This is a genomic window from Methylocystis parvus, from assembly GCF_049675845.1.
GTDB classification, from domain to species: domain Bacteria; phylum Pseudomonadota; class Alphaproteobacteria; order Rhizobiales; family Beijerinckiaceae; genus Methylocystis; species Methylocystis parvus_A.
The window spans coordinates 3313858-3339496 of sequence record NZ_CP187161.1; the positions used below are offsets into that span (position 1 = coordinate 3313858).

Annotated in this window: 26 protein-coding genes and 1 pseudogene; 16 read left to right on the plus strand and 11 right to left on the minus strand. The window is 65.3% G+C overall.

Going from position 1 to position 25639, the window contains the following annotated elements; genetic code table 11:
* The first annotated feature begins 80 nt into the window (after nt 1-80).
* Both folE and ACPFMJ_RS17195 read left to right on the plus strand, forming a co-directional pair.
* Nucleotides 81-653, plus strand: coding sequence for a GTP cyclohydrolase I FolE (gene folE, locus ACPFMJ_RS17190; RefSeq protein ID WP_424361146.1), 573 nt, complete (start codon nt 81-83; stop codon nt 651-653).
* A gap of 183 nt (nt 654-836) precedes the next feature.
* A complete protein-coding gene (locus tag ACPFMJ_RS17195) occupies nt 837-1151 on the plus strand; it encodes a hypothetical protein (protein WP_424361147.1) in 315 nt (104 codons plus the stop codon).
* 153 nt (nt 1152-1304) lie between these two features.
* Here the strand turns inward: ACPFMJ_RS17195 and ubiB are convergent, their stop codons facing one another.
* From ubiB to ACPFMJ_RS17215, 4 genes and pseudogenes are all read right to left on the minus strand, one after another.
* Complete coding sequence (gene ubiB / locus ACPFMJ_RS17200) at nt 1305-2894, minus strand: 2-polyprenylphenol 6-hydroxylase (protein ID WP_424361148.1); 1590 nt, start codon at nt 2892-2894, stop codon at nt 1305-1307.
* Between the two features lie 113 nt (nt 2895-3007).
* Nucleotides 3008-3773: pseudogene (ubiE, locus tag ACPFMJ_RS17205) on the minus strand (bifunctional demethylmenaquinone methyltransferase/2-methoxy-6-polyprenyl-1,4-benzoquinol methylase UbiE).
* On the minus strand, nt 3656-4948 hold the full coding sequence (locus ACPFMJ_RS17210; protein ID WP_424361149.1) for an FAD-dependent oxidoreductase: 1293 nt from the start codon (nt 4946-4948) through the stop codon (nt 3656-3658). The pseudogene ubiE and the gene ACPFMJ_RS17210 overlap by 118 nt, the downstream one beginning before the upstream one ends.
* Before the next feature lie 15 nt (nt 4949-4963).
* Nucleotides 4964-5275: a c-type cytochrome gene (locus ACPFMJ_RS17215; protein ID WP_424363899.1), complete on the minus strand. Its 312-nt coding sequence runs from the start codon at nt 5273-5275 to the stop codon at nt 4964-4966.
* A gap of 330 nt (nt 5276-5605) precedes the next feature.
* On the opposite strand from ACPFMJ_RS17215, the gene mutM reads away from it, so the two are divergent.
* The 7 genes from mutM (at nt 5606) to ACPFMJ_RS17250 (ending at nt 12029) form a co-directional block, all read left to right on the plus strand.
* Nucleotides 5606-6475: a bifunctional DNA-formamidopyrimidine glycosylase/DNA-(apurinic or apyrimidinic site) lyase gene (gene mutM, locus ACPFMJ_RS17220; protein ID WP_424361150.1), complete on the plus strand. Its 870-nt coding sequence runs from the start codon at nt 5606-5608 to the stop codon at nt 6473-6475.
* A 226-nt stretch (nt 6476-6701) separates the two neighbouring features.
* The gene (locus ACPFMJ_RS17225; protein WP_424361151.1) at nt 6702-7457 is read left to right on the plus strand and encodes an ABC transporter ATP-binding protein; all 756 of its coding nucleotides are present in this window, start codon (nt 6702-6704) and stop codon (nt 7455-7457) included.
* Nucleotides 7454-8272, plus strand: a complete 819-nt coding sequence (locus ACPFMJ_RS17230; RefSeq protein WP_424361152.1) for an ABC transporter permease — start codon at nt 7454-7456, stop codon at nt 8270-8272. The genes ACPFMJ_RS17225 and ACPFMJ_RS17230 overlap by 4 nt, the downstream gene beginning before the upstream one ends.
* Complete coding sequence (locus ACPFMJ_RS17235) at nt 8272-9000, plus strand: TlyA family RNA methyltransferase (protein WP_424361153.1); 729 nt, start codon at nt 8272-8274, stop codon at nt 8998-9000. The genes ACPFMJ_RS17230 and ACPFMJ_RS17235 overlap by 1 nt, the downstream gene beginning before the upstream one ends.
* Nucleotides 8997-10259 (plus strand): class I SAM-dependent RNA methyltransferase, encoded by a 1263-nt coding sequence (locus tag ACPFMJ_RS17240; RefSeq protein WP_424361154.1) that lies wholly within the window; start codon nt 8997-8999, stop codon nt 10257-10259. The genes ACPFMJ_RS17235 and ACPFMJ_RS17240 overlap by 4 nt, the downstream gene beginning before the upstream one ends.
* A gap of 180 nt (nt 10260-10439) precedes the next feature.
* Nucleotides 10440-10568, plus strand: coding sequence for a hypothetical protein (locus ACPFMJ_RS17245; RefSeq protein WP_424361155.1), 129 nt, complete (start codon nt 10440-10442; stop codon nt 10566-10568).
* Between the two features lie 108 nt (nt 10569-10676).
* Nucleotides 10677-12029, plus strand: coding sequence for an FAD-binding oxidoreductase (locus ACPFMJ_RS17250; RefSeq protein ID WP_424363900.1), 1353 nt, complete (start codon nt 10677-10679; stop codon nt 12027-12029).
* Nucleotides 12030-12080: 51 nt separating this feature from the next.
* On the opposite strand, the gene ACPFMJ_RS17255 is transcribed toward ACPFMJ_RS17250, so the two are convergent.
* A complete protein-coding gene (locus tag ACPFMJ_RS17255) occupies nt 12081-12785 on the minus strand; it encodes an SOS response-associated peptidase (RefSeq protein ID WP_424361156.1) in 705 nt (234 codons plus the stop codon).
* Between the two features lie 151 nt (nt 12786-12936).
* Here ACPFMJ_RS17255 and ACPFMJ_RS17260 point away from each other — a divergent pair, with 151 nt between their 5' ends.
* A complete protein-coding gene (locus ACPFMJ_RS17260; protein WP_424361157.1) occupies nt 12937-13422 on the plus strand; it encodes a hypothetical protein in 486 nt (161 codons plus the stop codon).
* Between the two features lie 7 nt (nt 13423-13429).
* On the opposite strand, the gene ACPFMJ_RS17265 is transcribed toward ACPFMJ_RS17260, so the two are convergent.
* On the minus strand, nt 13430-14176 hold the full coding sequence (locus ACPFMJ_RS17265; RefSeq protein ID WP_424361158.1) for an enoyl-CoA hydratase-related protein: 747 nt from the start codon (nt 14174-14176) through the stop codon (nt 13430-13432).
* A 59-nt stretch (nt 14177-14235) separates the two neighbouring features.
* Nucleotides 14236-14673, minus strand: a complete 438-nt coding sequence (locus ACPFMJ_RS17270) for a hypothetical protein (protein ID WP_424361159.1) — start codon at nt 14671-14673, stop codon at nt 14236-14238.
* Nucleotides 14674-14924: 251 nt separating this feature from the next.
* Here ACPFMJ_RS17270 and ACPFMJ_RS17275 point away from each other — a divergent pair, with 251 nt between their 5' ends.
* The 6 genes from ACPFMJ_RS17275 to ACPFMJ_RS17300 all read left to right on the plus strand — a co-directional run bounded on the left by ACPFMJ_RS17275 (nt 14925) and on the right by ACPFMJ_RS17300 (nt 20772).
* Nucleotides 14925-15608, plus strand: a complete 684-nt coding sequence (locus tag ACPFMJ_RS17275) for a hypothetical protein (protein WP_424361160.1) — start codon at nt 14925-14927, stop codon at nt 15606-15608.
* A gap of 369 nt (nt 15609-15977) precedes the next feature.
* Nucleotides 15978-17060: a polysaccharide biosynthesis/export family protein gene (locus ACPFMJ_RS17280; RefSeq protein WP_424361161.1), complete on the plus strand. Its 1083-nt coding sequence runs from the start codon at nt 15978-15980 to the stop codon at nt 17058-17060.
* A gap of 201 nt (nt 17061-17261) precedes the next feature.
* Nucleotides 17262-18011, plus strand: a complete 750-nt coding sequence (locus ACPFMJ_RS17285; RefSeq protein WP_424361162.1) for a CDP-alcohol phosphatidyltransferase family protein — start codon at nt 17262-17264, stop codon at nt 18009-18011.
* 177 nt (nt 18012-18188) lie between these two features.
* Complete coding sequence (gene hpnA / locus ACPFMJ_RS17290; protein WP_424361163.1) at nt 18189-19196, plus strand: hopanoid-associated sugar epimerase; 1008 nt, start codon at nt 18189-18191, stop codon at nt 19194-19196.
* Entirely contained in the window at nt 19193-19483 is a 291-nt protein-coding gene (locus tag ACPFMJ_RS17295) for a hypothetical protein (protein ID WP_424361164.1), read from the plus strand. Before hpnA ends, ACPFMJ_RS17295 begins: the two co-directional genes overlap by 4 nt.
* Entirely contained in the window at nt 19474-20772 is a 1299-nt protein-coding gene (locus tag ACPFMJ_RS17300) for a glycosyltransferase family 4 protein (RefSeq protein WP_424361165.1), read from the plus strand. The genes ACPFMJ_RS17295 and ACPFMJ_RS17300 overlap by 10 nt, the downstream gene beginning before the upstream one ends.
* Here ACPFMJ_RS17300 and ACPFMJ_RS17305 read toward each other — a convergent pair.
* From ACPFMJ_RS17305 to ACPFMJ_RS17320, 4 genes are all read right to left on the minus strand, one after another.
* The gene (locus ACPFMJ_RS17305; protein WP_424361166.1) at nt 20769-21806 is read right to left on the minus strand and encodes a lipocalin-like domain-containing protein; all 1038 of its coding nucleotides are present in this window, start codon (nt 21804-21806) and stop codon (nt 20769-20771) included. The two genes, ACPFMJ_RS17300 and ACPFMJ_RS17305, sit on opposite strands and share 4 nt — an antisense overlap.
* Nucleotides 21796-24261: an FtsX-like permease family protein gene (locus ACPFMJ_RS17310; protein ID WP_424361167.1), complete on the minus strand. Its 2466-nt coding sequence runs from the start codon at nt 24259-24261 to the stop codon at nt 21796-21798. Before ACPFMJ_RS17310 ends, ACPFMJ_RS17305 begins: the two co-directional genes overlap by 11 nt.
* Nucleotides 24258-24974: an ABC transporter ATP-binding protein gene (locus ACPFMJ_RS17315; protein WP_424361168.1), complete on the minus strand. Its 717-nt coding sequence runs from the start codon at nt 24972-24974 to the stop codon at nt 24258-24260. Before ACPFMJ_RS17315 ends, ACPFMJ_RS17310 begins: the two co-directional genes overlap by 4 nt.
* A 166-nt stretch (nt 24975-25140) precedes the next feature.
* Entirely contained in the window at nt 25141-25617 is a 477-nt protein-coding gene (locus tag ACPFMJ_RS17320) for a tetratricopeptide repeat protein (protein WP_424361169.1), read from the minus strand.
* Nucleotides 25618-25639 lie beyond the last annotated feature (22 nt).

The following is a 25639-nucleotide window of genomic DNA, read 5'->3' on the forward strand; positions in this document are numbered from 1 at the left end:
AAATCGACCGCCTCGTCGCAAGCTGACCGCGACGGGGCGGTTTTTCTTTACGCCCCTTGCGTTTGCAGGAGAGCATTCAAATGGCCAAACCAACTCAGGCCGACGCAGAAGCGGCCGTGCGCGTTCTCATCGAATGGGCGGGAGACGATCCGAACCGCGAGGGGCTGCTCGATACGCCGGCGCGCGTGGCGCGTTCCTATAGAGAGCTGTTCGCCGGCTATGAAATCGATCCGCGCGACTATCTCAAGCGCACCTTCGAGGAGGTCGGCGGCTATGACGAGCTCGTCGTCCTCAAGAACATCCGCGTCGTGAGCTTCTGCGAACATCACATGCTGCCGGTCCTCGGCCGCGCCCATGTCGGCTATCTCCCGACGAACCGCGTCGTCGGCATCTCCAAGCTCGCCCGCGTCGTGCACGGCTTCGGGCGGCGCCTGCAAATTCAGGAGAAGCTGACGGCCGAAATCGCCGAGGCGATCCAGGACATTCTCCAGCCCCAGGGCGTCGGCGTCGTAATCGAGGCCGAGCATAATTGCATGACGCTGCGCGGGGTGAACACGCCCGGCTCCTCGCTGACGACGAGCAAGCTGCTGGGCGTGATCCGCGACGACCCGCGGACCCGCGAGGAGTTTCTGGGGATGGTGCGGAACGGCTGATCTTCGCAGGCGCGAGCCGCAAATGCGCGCCCGCGGCGCGTCATCGCTCATTGCAGCCTCGCCCCTCGCCCACCTCCTTTCCCCGCAGGCGGGGGAAGAGGGGGCTTTCCGACGCTGGGCAGTCCGGAACAACTGCGTGCAAGTCGCGTTAACTCGCCACTTGTTCAAACACCGGAGGCGGCCATGGCCGAGGAACGTAACGTACAGCAGCGCCATAACGGGCACGGCGCGGGCGAGGCGGCTGGCGCGATCGCGCAGCAGGCGCAGACCGCCGCCGAGCAGATGGGCAAAGCCGTTCAGCAGGGCGTCGGCCGCGCCAACGCCGCTTTGTCCGCCGTGTCGGAACGCAGCGGGCAGGCCGCACAGCGCACAGGCGAAGTGTTGGGCAATTTCCGCACCGCGATCGAAACCTCGGCGCGCTCGCAGCCCACGACGACCGTCGCGCTCGCCGCGCTCGCCGGCTTCTTCTTCGGCGCCTTCTGGAGAATGGGCAGGTAATCGGTTCTCCTCGAAGCGTGGTGACGTCATGTTTGAGCCGATCATAAAAAGGGCCGAGAACGCCGTCGGCGCCACGATTACCCGACTCTCCGGAAATGCGATGGCGGCGATCCCGCTCGTCATCGCCTTCGGTTTCGCGTTGGCCTCGGCGACTTACTGGGCCAATGCGGAATTCGGGCCGCTCTGGGGAAATCTGGTGATCGCGGGAATATTTCTCGTGCTTTCGGCCTTCGTCTTCGCATATGCGCGCCGGCGCGAAGCGGTCCAGCAGGCGCGGGCTAGCGCCGAGCTCGCCGCGCTGACCGACGCATCGCCCATGACCGCGATCTCGCGGGCGCTGCAATCGTCGAACGTCTCGCAGGCTTTGCTGGATCTTGCGAAGAACGCTGCGCCGGTCGCAGCGCGGAATGCGGCGCGCGCCGCCGTTCGGGAAGCGCCGCCCATGACGCTCTTGCCTGCGTCTTCGAGTTTCGCTTTCGGCCCGAGATTTTCCTCGATCCAGCCGCGCACCACGGGATCGCAGGTTTTCCAGATGTCGAGCCTGGGATCGAGCGTGCGCGCGACGCCTTCGGCGACGACCATGGTCTTTTGCAGCAGGACGAGCTCGGTGCGCGTGCGCATGTCGAACAGCGCGGTGACCTCGAAGAGCAGCGTCAGCAGGCGCGCCATCGAAATGTCCGAGGCGTTGACCGTGTGCAGCGGCTCGCCGATCGCGCGCAAAGCCTGCGAAAATTCCTCGATGGAATGCGCGGGCGGCACATAGCCCGCCTCGAAATGCACTTCGGCGACGCGCGATAGTCGCGCACGATGAAGCCGTAGCAGGATCTCGGCGAGGAAGCGGCGCTCCTTCTGCCCGAGACGGCCCATGATGCCGAAGTCGATGGCGACGAGGCGCCCGCTGGCGTCGACGAAGAGATTACCCTGATGCATGTCGGCATGGAAAAAGCCGTCGCGCATGGCGTGCCGCAAAAATCCCTGCAGCACATGCAGCGCCCGAGCTTCCTTGAGGTCGTGGCCGGCCGCCGCGACGCGCTCGAGATCGGAGAGCGGCGCGCCGTCGATCCATTCCAGCGTCAGCACCTCGCGCGCCGTGCGGTCCCAGTCGACATGGGGCACGCGAATGTCGGGGTCCTTCTCGACGTTTTCGGCGAATTCGGAAGCGGCGGCGGCTTCGAGGCGGAAATCCGTTTCGAGCTTCACCGTGCGCGCCAGCGTGTCGACGACCTCGATCATGCGCAGGCGGCGCCCCTCGGACGACCAGCGCTCGGCGATGCGGGCGACCATATACATGTCGCGCAGATCGCGGGCGAACTGGCCCTCGACGCCAGGGCGCAGCACTTTCACCGCGACCTTGCGTTCCTTGCCCTCATAGCGGGCGGTGGCCATGTGGACCTGCGCCACCGAGGCGGCGGCGACGGGTTCGCCGAAGCTCGTGAAGACTTCGTCGACTTTCCGGCCCAGCGACTTCTCGACGATCTGAACCGCCTTTTCGCGCCCAAAGGGCGCCATGCGGTCCTGCAGGGCGGTGAGCGCGTCGGCGATCTCGCCGCCGACGACGTCGGGGCGGGTCGCGAGGAACTGGCCGAGCTTCACATAAGAAGGGCCGATCTGCGAGAGCGCGCGCACCAGCGCTTCGCCGGCGTTCTCGCCCTTTCCCTTGGCGAAGAGATTCGCGAAGCGCACCAGCGGCGCGGCCGCCGGGGGCACCAGATTGGGGTCGAGCGTGCGCGCGCGAGCCGCCAAAAATGTCCGAAGCCCAAGATCACGCGAGCACCGCCATTCGCGCGTTGCGGGAGAAAAAGCCGCGCGCGCGCCAGGCGCGAAAATTGCCGGTTGTCGGTCAGACGTTCGCGGCCTTAATATTTCCAGCCGGAATGGATCGCGACGACGCCGCCCGTCAGGCGCTCGTAGGCCGTGCGGCGGAAGCCCGCCTTGCGGATCATGCGCTCGAAATCGTCGGCCAGCGGGAACTGGCGGATCGATTCGACGAGATAGCGATAGGCTCGCCGTCGCCCGCGACGACCTTGCCGACGGCGGGGATCACGTTGAAGGAATAGGCCTCGTAGATCTTGTCGAGACCGGGCACGTTCACCTGCGAAAATTCGAGGCACAGGAAGCGGCCGCCGGGCTTCAGCACGCGATGGCCTCGGCCAGCGCCACCTCGATGCGCGGCACGTTGCGGATGCCGAAGGCGATCGTATAGGCGTCGAAATGATTGTCCGGGAAGGGCAGGGACTCGGCGTTGGCCTGCACGAATTCCAGCTTCTCGTCGATGCCCCGCTCGCGGGCGCGGTCGCGGCCGACCTCCAGCATGTCGCCATTGATGTCGAGCACGGTGATCTCGGCGTCCGGCGCGGACTGCTTCGCGATGCGGAAGGCGACGTCGCCCGTGCCGCCCGCGACGTCGAGATGACGAAAGCCCGGCGGTTTCGCGCTGGCGTTGACCTTGCCCGCGAGCTGTCCTTCCAGAGGCCGGTGCAGGCCGCCGGACATCAGATCGTTCATCACGTCGTAGCGATGCGCGACCTTGTGGAACACGTCGTCCACGCGCTGCTGCTTCTCGGCGAGCGGCACCTCGGAATAGCCGAAATGGGTCCCTGTATGGTGATCGGAGTGAAGCAGGCGGAGTTGGTGACCGGCGCGTCGAAGGGCTTCAGGCCCGACTCTAGACGCAAAATCGCGTCGGCGCAGACCTTGGCCTCCTGATTCCCGACATGTCCCGCCTTCGGCTGCTTGGAGGAGATCGAGTCGCCGATGATATGGACGCCGGGAAAAGCCGACGACTCATAGCTGCGCTCGTCGATCAGCGCCCAGCGCTTGTCGGCGGTGAGGCCTCCATTCGCCAGCGCATTTCGCGCCACCTGTCCGGCCATCATGGGCGGGATGAGATTGACGACTTCCGCCCCAACCGTGCGGGTCACAGGATTGGCGGGGTCTGTCGTGTCGGAGACTGTGACCGTCTTCGACTTGGCGCTTGCTATATAGACGCTTTGAAGCTGCATGTTGGGATAATATTCGATGTAGTTCTTGTGAATCCCGGCGAAGGCTTTCCCGAAATTCACCGGCTCCGCCATGATCTTCGGATTGGCGTCGAGAATGATCACCTTGGAGGCGGGTTTCTTCAGCTTCATCCAGTCGGCGATGACGCAGGCGCGCTCATAGGGGCCGGGCGGGCAGCGATAGGGCGCCCTGGGGATCGTCAGGACCAGCCGGTTGCCGTTCGTCATGCCGGCGAGCTGCTGTTGCAGAACGGTCGTCTGCGGGCCTGCTTTCCAGGCGTGTGGCAGCGCGTCGAGCGCCTTCTGCATCGTCATCGTCGGATCGGCCCATGAGATGGCGATCGACGAATAATCGAAGTCGATTCCGGGCGCGAGAATGAGCCGCGTATAGCCGAGAGTCTGCCCGTTCGCGAGGGAAACGGTCTTCGCCGTCGTGTCGATCTTCGTCACTTCCGAGGCGATGAAGCGCAGCGCGCCATTGGCGCCGTAATTCGTCACCAGCTTGTCATAGCCGAAAGTGAGCGAGCCGAGCGTGCGCTCGCCTGTCAGCACGCCGTTGCTCAAAATGCAGGAGACATATTTGGCGTTCTTGTCGACGAGCGTGACGCGCACGTCCATCTTCAGCTTCGCGCCCCAATATCGCAGATATTTGGCGGCCGTCGCGCCGGCCATGCCGCCTCCCACGATGACGACGTTGATCGGCGTCGCGGCCTTGGCGTTTTCGGTCGTGGAAGCGAGCAGCGTCGGGGCTGCGGCGCCGCCAGCGGACAGCGCCTTGAGAAAGTCTCTGCGGTCCATATTCGGCCCCTTTGCTTATTGTCCGGAAAGGTAATGGGCGATGGCGTCGATCTCCGCCGGCGTATAGGCCTTGGCGTGGACGATCATGATTTCCTTGTCCGGCTCGGACGCGGGGCTTTTCCTGGCGAGCTCCGCCATCTCGCTCTTGATCTTGCTGTAGCTCTTGCCGGCGAGGCTTTCGATGCCGCCGACGCGCGGCTGACCGTTCGTGCCGTGGCACTGCATGCAGTTGGAGGCGAGGAGACGCCCCTCATTGGGGCCCAATGTCTGGGCGCCGGCGGCGCCCGCCATTAGCGCGACGACCGCTCCCGTCGTCAGAAAAATCATTCCCTTCACATCGCCCTCCTTTGGCTGTTGGAGAGGACGACGCGCCACGAAAGGTGTAAGTCACGCCGCCATAAGGCAAAAGGAAGATATTTCGGCGCGTGTTTCTTACAGTTTGCATCCAAAGTTCTTTCGAAACGCTCATCCTGACGAATTAGATGATCCTAAATTATTCAATCTTAATCCATGCGTCATCTCGCCGCGAAACTTTGCAACTTTATGTAAACTATATCGATTCGCCTCGTCCTCGCGGTGGGCCGGCGATCGGAGCGGCTCTCGCCTCAGCGGCGCGGCGCCGTTAGAATGCTTTGCGACCAGCCCGGAAATCTTTCGATGCCCGAACTGCCCGAAGTCGAAACCGTCCGGCGCGGCCTCGCGCCCGCGCTCGTCGGCGCGCGGATTGCGCGCGTCGAGCAGCGACGGGGAGACCTGCGCTTTCCATTCCCTCCCGATTTCGCCGCGCGGCTCGCCGGGCGGCGCGTCCTCGATCTGCGCCGGCGCGCAAAATATCTGCTCGCCGATCTCGACGGCGGCGAGACGCTCGTCATGCATCTGGGCATGTCAGGCTCGTTTCGTATCGACGGCGACATTCAGGGCTTTTTCCACCACCCGCGCGACAAGAGCGCCGCGCATGACCATGTCGTCTTCCACATGGAGAACGGCGCCCGCGTCACTTACAACGACCCGCGCCGCTTCGGCTTCATGCTGCTCGCACCGACTGCCGAGCTCGACGCGCACAAGCTGTTCAGGGGAATCGGCGTCGAACCCTTGGGCGACGCGCTCGACGCCGCCTTTCTCGCGCGCGCCTTCAAAGGCCGGGCCGCGCCGGCCAAGGCCCTGCTGCTCGATCAACGGCTGATTGCGGGGCTCGGCAATATCTATGTCTGCGAGGCGCTGCATCGCTGCGGGATTTCGCCGCTTCGCGCCGGGGGCAAGCTCGTGACCGCCGCCGGCAAGCCCTCGGCCGCTCTCGCGCGACTGCCGGAAGCGATCAAGAAGGTTCTCGAGGAAGCGCTCGCCGCCGGCGGATCTTCCTTGCGCGATCATCGTCAGGCGGACGGGTCGCTCGGCTATTTCCAGCATTCCTTCCGCGTCTATGACCGCGAGGGGGCCGCCTGCCCGACGCCGGGATGCAGGGGGATGATTGCGCGGGCCGTGCAGTCCGGCCGGTCGACATTCTATTGTCCGCAGTGCCAGAAGTGACTCGTGGGATGGCGCGCGCAGGGAATTTCCCTCCTTCATCCTGAAGAGGCCTCGAAAGAGGCCGTCTCGAAGGACGAAGGAGAGAAAAGCGCGGCCCCGCTGGCGTTGCTCGCCCTTCGAGACGCCTGCTTCGCAGGCTCCTCAGGGTGAGGAGGGCCTTTCCGGGTCAACCGCCGCAGGCCCCTGACCCTTGCCGGGGCAGTCGGGAAACGCCATAAAACACCCCATGTCCCCTTCATCGCCCGAACCGGCGCTCGCGGTTCACGGCCTCTCCAAAACCTATGGCAAGCGCAAGGTCGTCGGGCCGCTCGATTTCGCCCTGCCGCCCGGCAGCGTGACGGGGCTCCTCGGCGGCAACGGCGCCGGCAAGACCACGACGATCGGCATGGTCATGGGGCTCATCGAGCCGACGGAAGGCTCGATCCGCGTCTTCGGCTGCGATCTGCTGCAGGACCGCTATGCCGTGCTCCATCGCATGAATTTCGAGAGCCCCTATGTCGATCTGCCGCATCGCCTGACGGTTCGGCAAAATTTGCGCGTCTTCGGCATGCTCTACGACGTGCCGGACGTGGACGCGAAGATAGAAGAGCTTTCCGCCTCTCTCGCGCTCGGCGATTTCATCGACCGCCAGACCGGCCGCCTCTCCGCAGGCCAGAAGACGCGCGTCGCCATCGCCAAGGCGCTCATCAACGATCCGCAGCTTCTGCTGCTCGACGAGCCGACTGCCTCCCTCGACCCGGACACGGCGGATTGGGTGCGCGCGCGGCTCGAGGCGCATCGCGCCACGCACAACTGCGCAATCCTGCTCGCTTCCCACAATATGGGCGAGGTCGAACGGCTCTGCGACCGCGTGCTGATGCTCAAAGAGGGCGTCATCGCCGATGATGACTCGCCCGCCAATCTCCTTGCGCGCTACGGACGCGCAAATCTCGAGGAAGTGTTTCTCGATGTCGCGCGCGGCCGGGCCGGAGCGGCGTCATGAGCGACGCCTTCTCGCCCAAGCGCGTCGGCGCCATGCTCCTGCGCTACAGCTATCTGCTGCGCGCGACCTATACGCGCATTCTCGACATCATCTATTGGCCCCTGGTGCAGATGCTCACCTGGGGCTTTCTACAAACCTATCTCGTTCAGGCGGGCGCGCTGCAATCCCCCGGCGGCGCGGCGCAGGCGGCGGGCACGCTCATCGGCGCGATCCTTTTGTGGGACATTCTGCTGCGCGGCCAGCAGGGCTTTTCCTTCTCCTTCATCGAGGAGATGTGGTCGCGCAACCTGCCCAATATTCTCATGAGCCCGCTGCGGCCGGCGGAGTTCGTCCTCTCGCTCATCCTCATGAGCCTCATCCGCCTCGCCGTTGGCGTGCTGCCGGTGACGGGGCTCGCCATCCTCTTTTTCGGCTTCAATCTCTGGGCGCTCGGCGTCGCCTTCGGCGCCTTCTTCGTCGTGCTGATGCTCTTCGCCTGGAGCATGGGGCTTTTCGTTTCGGGCCTTTTGCTGCGGCTCGGGCTCGGCGCGGAGAATCTCGTCTGGTCGCTGATGTTCTTCGTGCAGCCGCTCGGGGCGGTCTATTATCCCGTGTCGACGCTGCCCGCCTGGCTGCAAGTGATTTCTTGGACGCTGCCGCCGACCTATGTTTTCGAAGGGCTGCGCGCCGTGCTGATCGAGCACGTCATCCGCTGGGATTTGCTGGCGCAGGGTTTCGTGATCGACGTGTTTCTATTTTCCGCCGCCTGCATCGCCTTCGGGCGCCTGCTGCAAAGCGCGCGGCGCGCCGGCACGTTGTTGCAGACGGGCGAGTGATGACGACGAAGCGCGCCGATGCGGCGCTTGCCGAATGGGGCTATTTCGAGAGTCGCGCAAAGGCGCGCGAGGCGATCGAGGCGGGCCTTGTGACAGTCGATGGTCGCGTCGTGACGAAGCCCTCGGCGCCGATTGCGGAAGGCGCGGAGATCGTCGCATCCGCGCCCTATCCCTGGGTGTCGCGCGGCGGCGTGAAGCTCGCCCATGCGCTGGACGCTTTCGGCGTCGATCCGACGCATCGCTTCTGCCTCGACGTGGGTTCTTCCACCGGCGGCTTCACGGACGTGCTGCTCGCGCGCGGCGCGCGTCACGTCGCGGCGGTGGATGTTGGTCACGACCAATTGCACGAGAAGCTGCGCGCCGATGGGCGGGTCACATCCATGGAAGGGCAGGACGCCCGCACCTTGACGCAGGCGCAGCTCGCCGAGACGCCGACGCTGATCGTGATGGACGCCAGCTTCATCTCGCTTTCCGCATTGCTGCCAAATGTCGTCACGCTCGCCGCGCCAGAGGCGGAAATCGTCGCGCTCGTCAAACCGCAATTCGAGGCGGGCCGCGCGGCGGTGAAGAAAGGCGTCGTGCGCGACGAAAAGATTCACGCCGATGTCTGCGACAAGGCACGCAAGGACATGGAGGCGCTGGGCTGGCGCGTCCTCGGCGTCGTTGCTTCGCCCATTGAAGGTGGCGACGGCAATAAGGAATTCCTCATTCACGCGGCGCGGCCATGAAGCAATTGATTATCGAACGTCTTGGCCAGCGTGGCGAAGGGATCGCGCGCGACGGGGACAGACGCGTCTTCATTCCCTATGCGTTGCCCGGCGAGGCGGTGACGGCGGAAGTCGAGGGCGAGCAGGGGCGCCTTGTCGAGATCGTCGCGCCTTCGCCCGAGCGCGTCGCGCCCATCTGCCCGCATTACGCCCATTGCGGCGGCTGCGCCGTGCAGGCGCTCGCGCCCGCGGCCTATGCGGAGTGGAAGCGGGGCCTTGTCGTCGCCGCGCTACGCAACGCCGGGCTCTCGCTGGAAGTGGCGCCGCTCGTCGACGCGCATGGGGTGGGGCGCCGGCGCGTCACCTTTCATGCGCGCATGGAGAGGGGACAGGCGCGCGTCGGCTTCATGGCGGCGCGTTCGCATGAAATCGTCGAAATCGACGCCTGTCCGCTGCTCGTTCCCGAACTCGCCGGCGCGCTGCCGGCGGGGCGCGCCATTGCGCAAATTCTCGCCGGACGCGGCAAGCCGCTCGATCTCGTCTTCACCGCGACGCTGGACGGCATGGATGTCGATCTGCGCGGGCCGGGCGCGCTCGAAGAACATGAGACGGGCGCGCTCATCAAGGCCGCCGAGGCGCATGATCTCGCGCGCCTCTCCAATCACGGCCGCGTCGTGGCGCTGCGCCGCGCGCCCTTTGTGCAGATTGGCGCGGCGCGCGTTCCCCTGCCGCCGGGCGCCTTTCTTCAGGCCACCGAGGCGGGCGAGGCGGCGATCGCCGCGCGCGTGCTCGACGCCACGAAAAACGCCAAGCAAGTCGTGGACCTTTTCTGCGGCGTCGGCGCCTTCGCCCTGCGTCTCGCGGAGCGGGCGCGGGTCTCCGCTTACGATTCCGCGGCTGACGCGGTCGAGGCCATGTTCGCGGGCGCGCGCAACGCCATGGGACTCAAGCCGCTCGACGGCGCGGCGCGCGACCTCTTCGCGCGGCCGCTCATGGCGCAGGAACTCGCGCCCTTCGACGCGGTCGTCTTCGACCCCCCGCGGGCGGGCGCTCTGGCGCAGGCGAAGGAAATCGCACAATCGAAGGTCAGGACCGCGGTCGCTGTATCTTGCAGTGCACAAAGTTTCGCGCGGGACGCCGCATTTTTGCTCAGCGGCGGGTTTAGCGTCAGCTCGGTCGTTCCTATTGACCAGTTTCGGCACTCTCCCCATGTCGAGATTGTTGCGGTGTTTACGCGCGGGGACGCCCAGAAACGGCCAAAACGCGGTCTTCTAGGGTGAATCACTTAATTTTTAGGTAACGTTCCTGTGACGAGAATGTCTCAACGGAGGGGAAACGGACTGATTTGACAGGGCCAACAGCAAAGCCGGTTGCCACACGAAAAAACCAGGCATAGGATTTGCTCGATGGTCCGGTGTAGGCGGGAATCGTCTGATTCCCCAACTGGAAGGAGATGGGTCATGATGAATGCGCTACTCGCCGCAGCATTGTGCAGTGTCGTCCTCGCAAGCGCGCCCACTGCCGCGCGCGCTTACGTCTACGCTCGCAAGAAGGACGCTCGCGCCCATCGCCGCCGCAATCACTACTGAAGGCTGATGGCCGACTGAACGAGGGCGCTTTCTCTGTCTCAGAGTGCTTGGTCTGATGCGCCCGATCTCTGCGATCGCCTGAAGGCGATCGTCGGAGCTTCCGCCGTGGTGACTGATCCGGCGGAGATGGACGCTTACCTGTCCGAACCGCGCGACCTTTATCGCGGCCGCGCATTGTGCCTCGTCAAACCCAAAGACGCCGGCGAAGTCGCGCATGTGCTTGCCTTGTGCAATGCACAAGGCGTCGCCATCGTGCCGCAGGGCGGCAATACGGGTCTCGTCGGCGGCCAGACGCCGGATGCGAGCGGGCGGCAGATCCTGCTTTCCCTGCAAAGGCTCGATCGCATTCGTGAGGTCGACGCGTCTTCAGACGCCATGACTCTCGACGCCGGCGTGACGCTCGCGCGCGCGCAGGAGATCGCGCAGTCGGTCGACCGCTATTTTCCGCTCTCGCTCGCCTCCGAAGGCAGTTGCACCATTGGCGGCAATCTCGCGACCAATGCCGGCGGCGTGCATGTGCTGGCCTACGGCGCCGCGCGCGATCTTGTGCTGGGCCTCGAAGTCGCGCTCGCCGACGGGCGCCTGCTCTCGACGCTCGGCAAGCTGCGCAAGGACAATACGGGTTACAATCTCACCCAGCTCTTCGTCGGTTCGGAGGGCACGCTCGGCGTCATCACCGCCGCGACCCTGAAGCTCTTTCCGCGCCCGCGCTCCCGCGCCGTCGTCTTTCTCGGCCTCGATAATCCCGCGCAGGCGCTGGCGCTGCTGAATTTCGTGAAGGAACATGCGGGGCCGGGCCTTCAGGCTTTCGAACTTGTGCCGCGCATCGGGCTCGACCTCGTGCTGCGCCATATTCCCGTCGCGCGCGATCCGCTCGGCGCAATCCATCCCTGGTATGCTTTGGTCGAAATCGCGGGCTTCGCCGAGGGAGAGGCGGAGCGCGTCGCGGGCGCGACCTTCTCGCAGGCGCTGGATTCGGGACTCGTGCGCGACGCGACGTTCGCCCATTCGCTGGATCAGGCCGAAAATCTCTGGCGTCTGCGCGAGAGTCTCTCCGAAGCGCAAAAGCGCGAAGGCGGCTCCATCAAGCACGACATTTCCGTGCCGATCGAGCGCATCCCTGATTTCATCAGTGAGGCCGGCGCGCGCATCGCCGCGCGCTTCCCGTCAGCGCGCCCGGTGCCCTTCGGCCATATGGGCGACGGCAATCTGCACTACAACGTCTCGCAGCCCATCGGCGCGGACAAGGCGGAATTCCTTGCGCGCTGGGGCGAGATGAACGAAATCGTCCACGGCCTGGTGCATGAGTATGGTGGCTCGATTTCCGCCGAGCACGGCATTGGCCGGTTGAAGCGCGATCTTCTCGCGCAGGTGAAGGACCCCGTCGCGCTCGACGTGATGCGCGCGCTGAAAAAGACGCTCGATCCGAAGGGCGTGCTCAATCCGGGGAAGCTGCTTTAGCCGTCATTGCGAGCGGAGCGAAGCGCCTTGCCATGACGAGGTTGCGCGCATTCAGATCAGCATCGTCCGCGCGAGCGGCTCCTGCAACTCCGGACCGTCGCTCGCCGTCTTGTTCACGGCGGGGCCGATCTCGAAGAATTCCAGCGCATCGTCGGCGGCGGGCTTCAGCAGCGCGGCGGCTTTTTGGTCGGACACCTCGTCGCAGTCGAGCCAGGCGGCGAAATCCTTCGGCTCCAATATCGCCGGCATGCGGTCATGGACGGCGAGGGTCGCCGCGTTGGCGTCGGTCGTGAGAATGCAGGCCGTGTCGATCTCCGCGCCGTCGGCGCCCGAATAGGTCTCCCACAATCCGGCGAAGCCCATGGGCGCGCCGTCGGCGCGGCGGAAGAGATAGGGCTTCTTCTCGATCCGGCGTCCCGCGCCGCCGAGTTTCAGCCACTCATAATAAGCGTCGGCGGGGACGAGGCAGCGTCGCCTCTTCATGGCGGCGCGGAAGCTCGCCTTCTCCAGGACCGTCTCCGATCTTGCGTTGATGATTAACGGAAAGTCGCGCGGATCCTTCACGAAGCCCGGCAGGAAACCCCAGCGCGCCAGCATGAAGCGGGGCGGCGCGCGATCGCCGCGCTCGCCAACGACGATCGCAATGGGCTGCGTCGGCGCGATATTGTAACGGGGTGGAAAATTTGGCGTTTCGGCATAGCCAAAGAGCCGTCTGATCGCCTCCGGCGCCGAAGTCAGCGCATAACGTCCGCACATTGACCCCTCGTCCCTTTCGCCCCGCCGTCCTAGCGCCCGCGCGCGTCCATCTCGGACCGCGCGAAGAGCGCGCAAAACGCGTCATGTTCCCGGCAAGGAATTGTTATCGGATTGCGTTCAAGTTTGTTTCGAGTGCATGGGTGAGACCCAGATGACATTGGATATGCAACTTATAGAGCCGAGCGAGACGCGCCAGAAGGCTGTCGAGGAGTTGCAGTCGAAAACCCTCGTCAATCCGGTGTCCGGCCTCGCCAATGATTATTTGAACCTTTTCAACGAGCTCGTCATGATGCTCGAGCAGATTCCGCTCATGCCGGAGTTGCTGGAGGACCTCTGCGCCTGGCGGCCTGTCAGCTATCAGGAATATTTCCGCAAATCTTCGCTGCCGGGCCGGCATTCCGCCCTCGTCGCCTATGAAGCGTTGAGCCCCACTTTCCGTCGTCGTTTCGAGACTTTCGTCGCCGAACTCGACGTCATCGCGCTGGCGAGCGTCGCCTCGGTCCGCCGCCAGTTTCGCGACGGGGCGCCGCAGGACATGGAGCGCGTCGCGGCGACCTGCGCGCGCGCCGGCGAGAAAATGCGCATCATCCTGATCCGCGCCTCCCGCCTCGTAAATTACGCGAATATCGAAGGCTGACGGGCCCTTATTTCGGCCTGGCGAAGAAGGCCGCGAGGCGCTGGCGTGTCGTCGGAGACGCCAGGGCCTTGGCGAAAAGCGCCGCCTCAGCGTCGATGCGCGCCAGAATATCCGCCGGGTCGCCGCGCATCAGCCGGCGGGACGCCATAAGCGCGGCCGGGGGTTTGGCCGCGAGCTTCTCGGCGGCGGCCATGGCCATCTCCAGGACGGATTCCGACGGGGCGAGCGCGTTGACGAGGCCCAGCGCATGCGCTTCGGCGCCTGAAAAGCCGTCGCCCAGCAGCAGGTATTGCGACGCCCGCGCCATGCCCATGCGTTGCGGAACGAGGAGGCTCGCCCCTGCCTCCGGCACGAGGCCGAGATCGATGAAGGGCATGCGCAGCCGCGCATCGGGGCTCGCATAGACGAGATCGCAATGGAACAGCATGGTGGTTCCGACGCCGACCGCGTCTCCGGCGACGGCCGCGATCATCGGCTTTTCGAAGGCCGCGAGGGTCTTCACGAAAGCGAGCGCGGGAAAGTCGCCCGGCCGTTCCAGAAAATCCCGAAAATCGGCGAGGTCGTTGCCGGCGGTGAAATCGCCCCCGGCGCCGGCGAAGACGACCGCCCTGACCGCGTCGTCCGATCGAGCCGCGTCGAGCGCCGCAATCAGCGCAAGATAGGTCTCGCGATCGAAAGCGTTCTTCTTCTCGGGCCGGTTGAACAGCAGCTGAAGAACGCCATAGTCTTTCAGCGCCAAAACCTTGTCGGACATAGGCGGCTCCCGCGCTCCATCTCCGCCGACGCCTCGGCGTCGAACGGAGATTTGCAAGCCTATCTAGGAAGCTCCGCCTTCTTCTTTTTGGCAACGGGTTTCGGCGCTGCGACGCCGGGATGCGTATTGGCCCCCGTCTCTGGAGCGGTCGCGCTCGTCGCGGTGAAGTCGATGCCGTCGCGCGCGATTCTAGACGGCGCGGCAGGCGCGCGGCGCGTAACGATATGGGGCAGGGCGGCGGCCCGCTCGGCGCTCGCGGCAGGAGCCTCTCCCACAGGCGGCGCGGCGGCGTCGCGCCCCGCGCTCCAATTGGCGTTGAGAGCCAGAACCGGCGCGGCGAGCGCGGCGGCGATCGTCAGCGCCTGTCTGGCGCGTCTTGACCGCGAGGCGCGGGCTCGGGCGGAAAAAACGAGGTCGGCGGCCCTTGCGCCCGCAGCCGGCGAAATCTCGGCGCTGCGCTTTGCATAAAAATCAGGCGATATTCTAAATTTGAGCACGGCTGACGTCCCTTGCCTAAAACTGAACAATGTCGTGAAAAGTTTGTAGTATTTGAGTGTTAACCTTCATTTACCGACCCAAAGCCGCTTGCGGCGAGAGCCAGACGCGCTTAAGCCGAGAGGACGCGGCTCGACGAGCGTTTGGCGCGTTCCAACTCTGGAAGGCGCGTCCGCTGTCATTGCTTGCACAATGCGAATATTTTGAGCGGGCCGGGCGAACAATGCCGGGTGCGGCGCTCAGGGCGGCGGGTATGCGTGAGTTTATCAGGTGGTTCTTCGGCGATCCGGCGCAGCGCACGCAGAGCTTCCTGCGGACGCAGGAGCAGCGCTTGATCCAGTCTCTGGTCGAGAAGATCCCCGCCCATGTGGATTCCCTGCAGCTTTCCGGAATCGGCGTTCTCGGCGCTGTCGTCGCCGCGGCGGCGCTCGTCTCGGCTCGCAGCTGGCCCTGGACCGTCTCGCTCGTTCCCGTCGCGATGGCTGTGAACTGGTTCGGGCTTTCGGTCGATCTGCCGCTGGCTCGCAGCCGCGGGGGCGAGGCGGCCGCGGAAGGCATGTCGCATCATCTGGGCGAAATCTTTTCCCATCTGACGATCCTCCTCGCCTACGGTTTCTCGCCCTTCCTGACGATGCGCGGCGCAACGATCGTCATCGTGTGTTATCTGCTGTTCTCCGCTTACGGTTATATTCGCGCGGCGACCCGGCATGCGGAGCAGATGGCCTATATCGGGATCGGCGTGACGGAGTTCCGCATCCTCCTCGCGCTCTGGCCCTTCGCCGCGATGCTTCTCGGCGTGCCGCAGTCCCTCGAGGATCGGCTGCCGCCCATCGACGTCGCGATCATGTCCCTTGCCGCCTTTACGGTGATCGGGCTGATCGCCAAACTTTTTCTCGACGGTCGTAAAATCACGGCGGCGACTCGCGGCGAGGAGTGAAATTTCGCCTCAATGCGGACGTAAGCGTGGCCACCTTCCTTTCGCGGCGCTTGTCGCGCGCGTTAAGGTTCGAGCAACCGTCTTTTGGGAATTCCGCCGGTGTTAATCAACCTTAATAAATCGCTGTGACATAAGCGCCACATGGCGACGCAATTGTGCAGGACCGGGCCGAGCCGCCTCCCAAGTCGTTGGAACAGCTGGGTGCGGTCTGGTAAAATCAAGGCTCTCCAGTTCGGAGATCCTGGCGCGTTTGGAGCGGCTTTGAGAACTTCGTGCCTCACTCTTTTTAAGTTATTCGCGATTGCGGCCGCCGCCGGCGCGATGGCCGGATGCGGCCTGACTCCCGCGAGCGGTCCTTCGCGCGACGAGATGGTTCAGGGCGTCGCGTCGCCCTCGACCGAAGGCGGGGAGGCTTTCGCCTGGGTCGAGATCAACGGACGGAGCCTCGACGTTCTCGCTCGCCGCACGCCGCCGACGCTGCGCGGCTTTTTCGGCGACTACCGCCCCTCCGCGTCGCAGGTGATCGGAGTCGGCGACGCCTTGCAGATCACCGTCTGGGAAGCGGCGGCGGGCGGCCTTTTCTCCGCCGGCCCCGAGAGCGGCGCCGTCTCGCCGGGTTCGCGGTCCGCCGCGATTCCCGAGCAGACCGTCGGTCGCGACGGCTCGGTGACGGTGCCCTATGCGGGCCGCATCCAGGTGGCGGGACGCACCCAGCAGCAGGTGGAGGCCGCGATCGTAGAGCGGCTGCGCGGCAAGGCGATCGAGCCACAGGCTCTGGTCAACGTCACCCACAATGTCAGCAACACCGTCACCGTTACGGGCGAAGTCGCCAACGGCGCCCGCGTGCCGCTTTCTCTGCGCGGCGACAAGGTTCTCGACGTCATCGCGTCGGCGGGCGGCTATCGCTCGCCGGTTCACGAGACTTTCATCAGCATCACGCGCGGCAACCGCACCGCCCGCGCGCCGCTGCAGGCCTTGCTCGCCAATCCGAGCGAGAACATCTACGTGCGGGCGGGCGACATATTGACGGTCGAGAGCCGCCCGCAGACCTTCACGGTCGCCGGCGCGACGGGCGCCAACGGCGCGGTGATACCCTTCGACGCGCGCGGCATCACGCTCGAAGAGGCGATCGGCAAGGCGGGGGGGCTGGCGGATAGTCGCGCGGATCCCGACGGCCTGTTCGTCATGCGATACGAGCCGACGTCGCTCGTTCGGGAATTCCCGAACGTGTCACCCAACCTGCTGCAGCATCAGAACATTCCGGTCGCCTATCACCTGAACATGAAGGACCCGTCGGCCCTTTTTGCAGCGCGGCGATTCGCGATCCGGGACAAGGACATCATCTACGTTTCGAACTCGCCGCTGGCGGAGATCGGCAAGGTGGTGTCTCTCGTGCAAACCCTTTCGCAGCCTGCGGTTCAGGGCGTGATGGTCAGCAGGATCGTGCATTGATGGCCCCTTTGCCGCATCGCGGAAAACGCCCATGGATCGAGGACAACGGCCTTGACCGTTGGGCGGGCGTGAGCGACAATCGAAACGTCGCGTCTCATGCCAACCGCTGCGTTTCGCGCCTCTTTAGCCTCGTTTTTTTACGTCGCTACCCTGGTGAGAGCGCCGGGATTTCATTGCTAAACGTTGTTCCAGGAGGGCGTCGTGGCCAACGTCAGAATTAACGACAGTGTGCTCGCAATCGCCGAGCGCGCGGCCTTGGCGTCGCTGGTTCGCCGGATGCCGCCTTTCGTCACGCCCGACCATCTCACCTCCATCGGCCTCGTGGGCGCGCTCATCACCGCGTCCGGCTTCATCGCCTGCTGGTGGTCGAACTGGTTCCTTCTCGCGGTTGTCTTCGGCCTGTTCCTCAACTGGTTCGGCGATTCGCTCGACGGCACGCTCGCGCGCTACCGCAAGATCGAGCGGCCTCATTACGGCTATTTCATCGACCACTCCGCCGACCTGATCGCGCAAACGCTGATCGTCGTCGGTCTCGGCTTCTCGCCTTTCTTCACCATCCCATCGGCGCTGCTGGTGCTGTCGCTCTATCTTCTGATGAGCTCCTATACCTATCTGCGCGTGGTCACCGAAAGCGTGCATCGTCTTTCCTATGGCGGCATGGGCGCTACGGAATTTCGCATTCTGGTCGCCGCCTGGGCCCTGTTCGCCGCCGGGTGCGGCCCCGGGATCGTCACGGGGCGCATCTTCTCCTTCATCGCGCTCGACGTCATCATCGGGGTTCTGTCCGCCTGCACCTTCTTCGGTTTCGTCTGGATCGTTCGGAACGATCTCAGCCGCTTGCAGCGCGAAGAGCGCGCAGCGCAGAAGGCGAAGGCCGCCGAGCGCGCGCCTCGACAGGACGCCATGGTCGAACTGCCGAAGCCCAATCTGGCGGAGCAGATTGCGCAATAAAACTTTGTTTTTCTTTGGACCTCTATGGCAATCGCGCGGGACGCCGCGCTTTTTTTGCTTTTCCCGCCCTCACGGCGACGCTCGCAAAGCCGCGCGACAGAACATAAAAGAAATAATCGCGTTGGTTGTGGTGTTCGCAAAGCGCCATACCGCTTTCCCAAGGTTCGGCGCTGGCATATGAGCAATAAAGATATCGTGTTGGTCACTGGCGCGAGCGGCTTTATCGGTGGCGCTGTCGCGCGCCAGTTGCTCGCGCAGGGTTATTCCGTTCGAACGCTGGTGCGCTCGACGAGCCCGAAGGACAATATCTCGCCCGAATTCGAGACGTTCGCCGGGGACATCACCGACGAAGAGAGCGTGCGCGCCGCAATGAAGGGCGTACGCCGGGTCTTCCACGTCGCCGCCAATTACAGGCTTTGGGCGCCGGATCCCGCGCCGGTCTTCCACGTCAATGTTCGCGGCACCGAGATCGTGATGCGGGAGGCCATGCGCGCCGAAGTCGAGCGCATCGTCCATACGTCCAGCGTCGCCACGCTCGCCGCGGCCAATGGCTGCGTGTGCACGGAGGAAAGCCGCCTCGCGCCCGAAAAGGCGGTGGGCGCCTACAAGCAGAGCAAGATCGTGTCCGAGCGCCTCGTCGAGACGATGATCGAGAAGGACGGCTTGCCGGCCGTCATCGTCTGTCCCTCGGCGCCGCTCGGGCCGGGAGACGTCAAGCCGACGCCGACCGGCCGGGTCGTCTCCGAAGCCATTCGCGGCGCAATGCCGGCCTATGTCGAGACCGGGTTGAACATCGCCCATGTCGACGACGTCGCCGCCGGCCATCTCGCCGCGATGGAGCGCGGCCGGATCGGCGAGCGCTATATTCTCGGCGGCGAAAACTTGACTTTGTGCGACCTCCTGACGGAGATTTCGCGCCTCACAGGCCGTCCGGCGCCGCGATTCAAGCTGCCTGCGGGACCGCTCATGCCCTTGGCCTACGCCAATGAATGGGGCGCGCGCCTGATGGGCTACGAACCGTTTTTGCATTGCGACAGCTTGAAAATGTCCCGGACGCGCATGTTCTTCGACGACCAGAAGGCGCGGCGCGAATTGGGGTATGAGACCAGGCCGGCGCGGCTCGCCATCGAGGACGCTGTAGAGTGGTTCCGCAACGCTTCCCGAAAGAGCCGGCCGCAAGAGTGAGCCGCGCGCGGCGCCCCGCCGCGGCGACGGTCATCATCTTCTTTTCCTCCGTTCCGAGCTTCGCAGAGGCGCCGAGCGGGTTCAACTTTTGCGCGGCGCCAGCGCGGCCCGTCTGCATCGACGCGCCCGAAGCGACGGATGCGTGCGAATGGGAGGTCCAGGCCTTCATCAAGGCGGTTTTCAAATATCGCACCTGCCTCGACAAGGAGAGCGAGCGGGCAGTGCGCGGCGCCAATGACGCGCTTGAAGCCTGGAAGTGCCGTTCGGGCGCGCTGCAGTGCCGGTGATCGGAAACGCCACGCCGCCGGTGGTCTATGACGTCACGCGACTTGTCACCCGCGGCCTCAACACTTCTCCAAACGGGATCGACCGGGTCGATTTCGCCCTCGCCCGCCATTTCCTGAGCCGTGGCGCCGTCCCGCTTTCCTGCACGGCGCTCGGTCCGCGTCTGGCCGAAACGCGAAAGGCTCTGGACGCGATCGATGAAATAGAAGCCTTCTGGCGGGAGGATGCGGATGTTGGGCGTGACGCCGTCTATCCATCCGTCGTCGCCGCCCTGAAGGCGCCCGCAGGGGCGCGCGTCGCAAAAGCGCGGCTCGAACGCAAGCCTGGCGCCGAGCGGATCGCGCGTAATTGGCGGGCGCTGCGCGACTGGGCGCTGCATCTCGGGCGTCCGTTGCGCGACATTCCAAAAGGCGCAGTCTATTTCAACGGCACGCAATTCCTGCTCGACCGCCCCTGGTATGTGCGCTGGCTCGGTTCGCGGCCGGACGTGAAGCCGGTCTCCTTCGTCTATGACCTTCTCCCGGTCGATCAGCCGCATTTCTTCCGGCCCATCGAGGCGACGCTGCATCCAAGGCGCAACCGCAACATTTGCCGCTTCGCCGCTGGCGTCGTCGTCAGCGCGCGGGACGTGGAGGCGCGGTTTCGGTCCTTCGCCGCCGAGAACGGCCGCGCGGAAATCCCCGTCTGCGTCGCGCGCCTGCCGGTGTCGCCAGTCTTCGAGACGCAGGTCGCTGCGCCGCCGGAGCTGGCGGACGTCGATTACTTTGTCGTCTGCGGCACGATCGAGCCCCGCAAGAACCATCTGCTCCTGCTCAATGTCTGGCGCGAGCTGGCGTCGGGCGGGCGGGCGCCGAAGCTCGTCGTCGTCGGCAAGCGCGGCTGGCTCAACGAGAATGTCGTGGACATGATGACGCGCTGCCCGGCGCTCGCGGCGAATGTCGTCGAGGCGGCCGGGCTCTCGACGCCGGGCCTGCGCCGACTGTTGGCGGGGGCGCGCGCTTTGCTGATGCCGTCCTTCGGCGAGGGATTCGGGCTTCCCGTCGCGGAGGCGCTTGTCGCCGGCGTGCCGGTGATCGCGTCGGATCTCGACGTCTTCCGCGAGGTCGGCGGCGACGCGCCGGATTATCTGCATCCGCTCGACGGTCTTGGCTGGCTGCAGGCGATCCGCGATTATGCGGAGCCAAACTCGCCTCGCCGCGCGGCCGCGCTGGCGCGGATGGCGGAAGCGAAGATCGTCAACGCGCCCGATGCGTTTTTCGAGACGATCGATCGCTTTCTCGCGACGCTCTAATAGCCCGTCATCTCCAGATAGCCCTCGCCGCTCTGCGTGCCGGAGAAGGAGATCGGCCCTTCCCAATAAGCCGACGTTCCGCCGTTCCAGCTTTGCGGATTGAGCGGCGTCGTCTCGATGTCGAGGCCCCGGCTTTTCACCCGCACGCGCCAGCGCGTCGGCGTCCTGTGGTCGCCGATAGCCGTTTCGGCCAAAGGCTCGAGCGCAATGTCGTCGCCCGCAAGCAGATGCGTCGTCCCATCCGCCGCGATCCAGTTGCCGGAGAAATAGGCGCGCGCGCCGCGCAGGCGGAAGAGCATGAGCTTCTCGCCATTTGCGAGATGCAGCGAAAACCAGTCCCAGCCCTTCTGATCCGGCGCGAGCGGCTGGCTGCTCCATTCGCGGTCCATCCAGGCGCGGCCCGAGACTTTTACGTCTCGGCCGTGGAAAGAGAGCGTTCCGTCCACCGAGAAGAAAGGCTCGCTGTAATAATGCGACGCCTGGCCCGTCTCCGCCTTGCGGCTGAAGCCGCCTTCGCCCTGCAAGACGAACGGCCCGTTGCGCGTCAGCCTCAACGCGTAGGAAAAGCGCGGCTCGCGCGCCGTGACGCGGGCCTTGGCGAAGTCTGCGTCGAGCGCCTCGAAAGACCAGTCGTCGATCCACGCCTTGAAGGGCGCGGCTTCGACGCCCGCCTGTCCGACGCCGCCGCGCGCGATGAGTTGCGCGAAGAGATGTTCGCCGGCGCGCGTCGCCGCGGCGTGCGCCATCCAGATATTGCGGTCGTCCCAGCCCTCGCCCTTGCCGGCTTCGAGCCCGTGGCGAAAGAGCGTCCATTGCACGCCGTATGATGCGCCGTCGGCGCCGCGCAGATTTGCGGTGAGATACCACCATTCGGTTCTGAAGGTCGGATGCGCGCCATGGTCTTTCGGGAAGACGATGGGCGTTCCGGGCCTTGGAACGTCGAAACCCGGCGCCTCCGAACCCAGACCGCCAAAGCTCTGCGCCTGCGCGAGCGCGGGCAGCAGCAAGGCGAGCGCGACGATCCTACCTTTCATTGGCGAAGACTTTCAGCAGTTCGGCGGGCGCGCTGCGCGCGAGCCGTAGCGCCGGGACGAGCGCCGCGAAAAGCGCGGTGACGAGCGCGACGATAAAGACTTGGCCCCACTGCGTCGGGAAGACATGCAGCGGCAGGCGCCAGCCGAAGGCGACGACGTTGACGATGGCGACGAGGCCCCATGTCATGAAGACGCCGAGCGGAATGGCGAGGAGCGCGGCGCCCGCAGAAAAAAGCAGGATGCGCAAAAGCTCCAGCCCCGCGAGCCGGCGTCGCGTGACGCCGACCGCCCATACTGGCGCGATATGGGCGATGCGCAGATTGCTGAGCGTCAGCAGGCTCGCGAAAAGCGCGATGGCCGAGACGATGAGCGTCAGCGTGTTGAGCGCCGCCGTGACGGTGAATGTGCGCTCGAAAATGTCTTTCGAGATCTTCTTCACCTCGGCGTTGTCGATGAGGCGCGCGATCTTCGGCCCGAAGCGCGTGCGCATGTCCTCCATCAGGCGCGGAACGTCGGCGTCGGCGACGCGCAGCGAATAATGCACGCCGGGATAGTCGGGGAAATGCTGCGCGACGCGCGCGTGATCCACCCGCAATTGCCCGCGCGGATTGCCGTAGTCGGGGAAGACGCCCACGATTTTCGCCCGCCATGCGTCGCGCGATGTCGGAATGTCGAGCGTCGCGCCGAGCGATACATGAAGGCGGCGCGCAAGCTGCTCGCTGATCAGCACGGCGTCTTCCTCGTGCAAAGCGCGCCATGCGTCCGCGCCGCCTTCGAGCAGGGTGAAGTGCGCCGAATATGTTTCGTGCGGAACCATGCCGATGATTTCGACCGGCCAATCGGAGAGCCGCGTCTTGGCGCGCCAGACGGGCAGGATCGCCGTGACCTCGGGGCGCGTCTCGATCCATTGCTCGATTTCGCGCGCGTCGGCGGGCGTTGCGGCCTCGTAATAGACTTCCGCGATGAGCCTGTCGTCGAGCCAGCCCACAAATGTCTGGCGGAAGCCCTCGACCATGCCGCCGACGCCGATATTTGTCGCGAGCGCCAGCAGCAGCGCCATGAGCGCGAGCGAGAGGCCCGAAATCTCCTGCCGTCCGTCGGCGAAGAACCAGCGTGCGAGCGGGCGCTCCGCAAAGCGCTCGCCAAGGCGCAACATGGCTTCGAGCGCGAGGGGGAGGAACAAAGCGGCGCCGAGCAAAGCGAGCGCGATCACCATGAAGCCCATGACGAGCCCGTCCGCGAGGCGATAGGCGAGCGCGGCGCCGATGAGCGCGAGGGCGGCGAAGACTGCCTGCCGGCGCAGATAGCGCTGATGCGCCTCGCGCCAGGCGATGGGGCGCGCGACGGAAAGCACGGGCAGGCGCAGCGTTTTCAGCAGGCCGCTTCCCGCTGCGAGCAGCGCGCCGGCGCCCGCCATGGCGACGCCCGACAGCCACCAGCGCCAGTCGAGCGCAAGCGTTCCTGAAAGCTGCGCGCCATAGAGCCCTTCGAGACTGGCCGCGACGTCCGGCAGCAGGGCGGCCGCGATGAAGTATCCGCCGACGACGCCAAGGCCGCCTGCGAGAAAGGTGAAGACGACAAGTTCGCAGAAGAGCGCGACGGAAAGCGCGCGCGCCGAGACGCCGAGCGCGCGCAGCGTTCGCACGGTGGGCAATCGCTGCTCGAAGGCGAGGCCGAAGGAGGCGTTGACGATGAAGAAGCCGACGAGAAAGGCGAGCAGCCCGAATGCGGTGAGGTTGAGATGGAAACTGTCGGTGAGGCGGGAGAGGTCGCTTTCCTCATCGGGCTCCACGATGCGCAGCGCATCGCCCGCGATCTCGTTGAGCTTCGCGGGATCGAGGCGCGTTTCGTTCGAGACGATGAGGCGCGACAGGCGCTGCGGCTTGTCGAGCGCCTTCTGTGCGACCCCGATGTCCACCACGATGGCGCCCGGCGGCGCCTGCTCGATCTCATAAATGGGCGGCAGCATGAAGCCGCGCCCCGTCTTCACGCGCGCGCCTTGTTCGAGCCGAAGGTCGTGCAAGGTCTGCGGCGCGGCGAAGCTGCGGCCTTCGCCCGTCAGAATGTTCTTCGCCTCGTCATTTTCATGCAAGGGCGCGAGCGTCGTCGCAGCGGGCAATGTCAGGGGCTCGATTCCAATGAGCCGGATGTTCTTCTCGCCGATGCGCACGGCGCCTTCTATTGCCGGCGAGACCTTCACGCCCGCGCGCCGCAGTCGCACGAACAAGTCCTGCGGAAAGAAGCCGCCGCGCGACGCGACGAGATTTTGCAGATCGCCGCCAGAGAAGACGGCCGCCGCGCTGTCATAGCTCTTGCGCGCCTGCGCATTCAGCGCCTGCACGCCGCTCCACAGAGCCGTAGCGATGGAAAGGCCGATGATGAGCGTCGCGAAATTGGCCTTGTGCCGGCGCCAATGGCTCATCAAAGCGGCGAGCGCGAAGAATGTCTCTCTCATGACGCGGACAGAGCGCCCGCAATGAGCGTCTCCTGGCGTTCCAGCCGCGCCGCGAGACGCGCGCTGTGCGTCACCATGAGAAAAGCGCAGCCCGTCTCGGCGACGAGGTCGAGCGTCAGGGCCATTACCGCGTCGCCAGCCGCCTCGTCCAGATTGCCCGTGGGCTCGTCCGCGAGCAGAAGCTTGGGCCGCACGGCGAGCGCCCGGCCGACGGCGACGCGCTGTTGCTGGCCGCCGGAGAGCTGCTCGGGATAACGCGCCGCGAGCGCGTCGAGTCCGAGCCGCGCGGTGAGCCGCGCCTGCCAGTCAGGGTCGTAGCGACCCGCGAGACGCGCCTGAAAGGCGAGGTTCTCGGCGACGGTGAGGCTGGCGACGAGATTGAATTGCTGGAAGACGACGCCGATCGCCTCGCGCCGCAGCGCCGCGCGGGCGTTCTCGGACAGCCTTTCAATGTCGACGCCTTCGAGCAGGATCTCGCCCGCGTCGCCGCGATCGAGCGCGCCGACAAGATGCAGCAGCGTGCTCTTGCCGCTGCCGGATTCGCCCATCAGCGCAAGGGTTTCGCCGGCGCGAAGGACAAGATCGACGCCGCGCAGCACGGGCAGGGGGCCCTGGGGCGTTGCGTAGGATTTACGCAGATTGACGACGCGCAGCAGCGGGGAGGCGAGCGTGTCGGCGGGCGCCTGCCGGGCGCGGACCGATAGAGGGTTCAAGCGAGGGCCTTCTAAAAGACGATGGCGGCGCAAGGCTGCACCGCCACTATCATATAGAGAAAAGCGCCTCGCTTCGCCCGTCGCTTTTCCGACAATCGACGCGCAAAGTCACAAGGCTGGCGCGCATCCTGATCGCAAAAGTCTGTCAATTTTTGCGGAATGCGCTTTAAGCCGTTCCGTCGGCGAGGGCGGCGATGACAGGCCAACCGACGCTGCCCGAGGGGTCGAGGGCGGCGAGTATCCGCAGCAAAGCGTCCGCCGCCGCATGATCGCCCCGCTTCAATTCGATGAAACTCAAGGCTTTCAGCGTGAACAGCGCGAAGCGCGCCGGCCCGTCCGTGTGCGACTGGCCCTTGGGCCAGAGCTTTGGATCGCTCGCCCAGCCGGCCTGGCGCGCGGCTTCGCGCATGCCGTCGAGCGCCGCCTCCTTCGCGACGTCGAGATTTCCCATATAAGTGTGGATCTTATAGAGACAGAAATAGGCGGCGAGCGCTTCCGGCGCGAGGTCCAGCGCCTGTCGAAAAAGGCGGTCCGCGCGCAATCTGTCGCTGCGATAGGCGACGACGCCCTGTTGCAGCAGCGTGTCGACCGGACCGGGCAGGGTTCCGAAGTCAACGCCTTCGGCTTCGCGGAAAATATCCATGGCGGTTGCAATCCATCCGTGT